2 protein-coding genes are annotated in these 3,185 nt (G+C 36.0%); both read left to right on the top strand.

Translation table 11 applies throughout. The features are described 5' to 3' along the window. The first annotated feature begins 214 nt into the window (after positions 1–214). Positions 215–982, top strand: a complete 768-nt coding sequence (locus OZD61_RS05745; protein WP_338062840.1) for an ankyrin repeat domain-containing protein — start codon at positions 215–217, stop codon at positions 980–982. A 70-nt stretch (positions 983–1,052) separates the two neighbouring features. After that, complete coding sequence (locus tag OZD61_RS05740) at positions 1,053–3,134, top strand: acetyl-CoA carboxylase biotin carboxylase subunit (RefSeq protein ID WP_274980159.1); 2,082 nt, start codon at positions 1,053–1,055, stop codon at positions 3,132–3,134. Positions 3,135–3,185 lie beyond the last annotated feature (51 nt).

Here is a 3,185-nt window from a genome sequence, read left to right as displayed (position 1 = left end):
ACCAGCTTGCAAATGATTGTCCTTTCCTTCATTTCTCTCCTATTACGAAGATTTTAAACAGGTTCTGAGAGATAAAATTGTCTTTATTTTCAATAAATTGTGTTGTATAATTTATTATTGGTTAGATAGTAGGTATATATTATGACTCAAAAATTCAAAGATCTGGTCAATGCAATTAAAAAAGACGATTATGAGGCAGTGAAAAAAGCTCTGAATCCCAGGCGAGCAACCCCCAATAATTAACTCAAAAGACGAAGATGGAAAAACTCCTCTTCATATTGCTTTAGAGCGGCCGAGCCCTAATTCTGATGTCATTAATTATTTGTTGTCAGGAGACTTAGATATCAAATATACCTCGGTACAAGGAAGCAATTATCTGCATTTGGCTGCAAAGGCAAGGAATGTTGATGCTTTTTTGTCCATTTTCAAACAAAGTGTTAAAAGTAATGTTCATTTGTTAGAGTACAATGAAGATCATGAAAACCCATTTCATATAGCGGCAAGAATGGGGATATTGTTGGATGTAGTAAAAGGAATATTCAAGTATTTGGAGTCTGACAAAACTAATCCAGGGTGTGATTCGGAAAAATTGGAGAATTACAAAAGTTATATTCAAGAGGCATTGTGCAATAGATGTGCGTTAGATAAATCTAAAAAGACTCCTCTTGATTGGGTTAGTAAAACAGTTAAGAAGAAGATAAGAGAAACTGCAGGTATACAAGACAGCTTCATATGTAACCAGAAGTTTCGCCTGTGCTTACATATAGTAGGAGCTATAGCGTGTATTGCTGCTTTATGTTTGTCTTTATACTTTTTATTTTTAGTTTCTCAGTCTCTTGCACTGGCTACGATGGCTGGGATAGTTTCTGGTGGGGCTGCGTATCTGTCAGGCAAAGTATTTAGTGAGATACATGACCTACATGACGTAAGTACTCTAGAGGAAACTTTTAGTGGTACGGATCCTGCAAGGGTGACTGTCTGATATATAACAAAAAGTTGCAGGCAATGATATAGAAATTTACTTTCTTAACTCAAGAAAGTATACTGATAAGATGACGGAAAAGAAGTACAGTAAGATTTTAATAGCAAACAGAGGAGAAATTCCCTGCAGGATTATCAGAACTGCTCGTAGGATGGGTATATCTTGTGTATGCGTATATTCGGATGCAGATGTAAATTCTGTGCATGTAAGACAAGCAGATGAGTCAAGATATATCGGCCCTTCGCCTTCTTGCCTCAGTTATTTAAACATTGAAAAAATATGCGAGGTAGCAGTTGAAACAGGTGTGCAGGCAGTTCATCCTGGCTATGGTTTTTTAGCAGAAAATCCAGATTTTCCACGTGCTCTTCAAAAACATAATATAGACTTCATCGGTCCCAGTGCAGAAACAATAGAGGTTACAGCCAACAAAATAACAGCAAAAGAAGCGGCAAAAAAAGCTGGAGTGAATGTAGTGCCAGGATATATGGGTAAGATTAGCGACGCTGCCCACGCAGCTCAAGTTGCTGAAGAAATTGGCTTTCCGGTTATGCTTAAAGCTGCATCAGGCGGTGGTGGCAAAGGAATGCGAATTGTAAACTCCAAAAAAGAAATTGAACTAGCATTTACATCAGCCACAAATGAAGCAGAGAAAAGTTTTAAGGATGGCAGTATCTTTATAGAGAAATATATAGAATTGCCAAGACATATTGAAATACAAATCATAGCAGATAAATATGGCAATATAGTTTGTCTTGGAGAAAGAGAATGCTCGATACAAAGGAATAATCAGAAAATAATAGAAAAAACGCCAAGTCCATTCATTAGTGAAGAAGTAAGACAAAAAATGTATGTTCAATGTGTTTCTCTGGCAAAGCAAGTTGGCTATTTTTCAGCAGGCACTGTTGAGTTTGTTGTAGATAAAGACCAAAACTTCTATTTTCTTGAGGTAAATACGAGATTGCAAGTTGAGCATCCAGTAACAGAATTTATAACTGGAATAGACATAGTAGAAGAAATGATCAGAACTTCCTGTGGAGAGAAATTGAGATTCAATCAGGATGATATTAAACTTACTGGTTCTGCAATAGAAAGTAGAATTTGCGCTGAAGACCCATCGAAGAAATTTTTCCCTTCCAGCGGAAGAATAAAATATTACGATAAACCGGGTGAAAATGATTATGTAAGAATAGATGATGGAGTTGCTGCAGGTTCAGAAATTAGCATGTTCTATGATTCGATGATTGCCAAAGTGATAACATATGGAAAAGATAGAGTAGAAGCGATCAGCAGAATGCAAAAAGCATTGTCTGAATGCTATATAGAAGGAGTAACAAATAATATAGAATTTCTAGAATCCATCTTCCATCACCCAAATTTTATCGCAGCAAAGCTCCATACGAGATTCATTCCAGATCATTACCCTAGTGGGTTTCACGGCGATTTTGTTACAGAGGAGTATATTAAAATATTTATTTTCACTGCGTTATATGTTCATTTGGAAAGTGAAGAAAGGTACCATCATAAAGCAGTGAATGAAACATCTCAGGTGTCATTCCAGTGCGTGACACTGGAATCTAGTAAAAAAGAAGGGGCACCAGTATCAGCTACTCGGATGGCAGGTGACCGTGCAAGAGATTTATTCATAGTGAATATAAATGACAATGAGTACTCCGTAAATGCAAAATACCAAGATAATATATTAATAACGGTATATAATCACAATAAATACTCCGTTATAGGCAAGTGGAAATCAAGTTATAGATTGCTATATATCACAATTAATGACGATACCAATATAGCACTTAAAATAGAAAGACAAGGCAGCAAGTACTTCATAAGACATGCAGGTATGAAAGCTGAGTGTTGTATATTAAAACCTCATGTAGCTGAATTAAGTAAGTTAATGCTAAATAATGAAACAGAAGGGATTTCAGCAGATGCTGTAAAATCCCCAATATCTGGTTTATTAGTTAAATTGCACGTAAATGTAGGAGATCAGGTGGAAATAGGACAACCTTTATTTGTGGTGGAGGCAATGAAAATGGAAAATATCATATGTGCTGAAGCAGCAATGGTGATAAAAAATATTCCCGTTCAAGAAGGAAAAAATGTGCAGATTGGTGATGTAGTCTGCTTTCTTAGAACCTGTTAAGGATCTCGAAAATATGAGGTAAAATAAGCATAGTTAAGAAAGAGGTATATC

The sequence above is a fragment of the Wolbachia endosymbiont of Drosophila bocki genome (assembly GCF_028982005.1).
Taxonomy (GTDB): Bacteria; Pseudomonadota; Alphaproteobacteria; order Rickettsiales; family Anaplasmataceae; genus Wolbachia; species Wolbachia pipientis.
The sequence above is the reverse complement of the archived record's forward strand: the minus strand, read 5'-3'. Positions and strand labels throughout refer to the sequence as shown.

Excerpts from the sequence above, each read along its gene's own strand:
- OZD61_RS05740 (WP_274980159.1), top strand. The coding sequence starts at position 1,053 with ATGACGGAAAAGAAGTACAGTAAGATTTTAATAGCAAACAGAGGAGAA.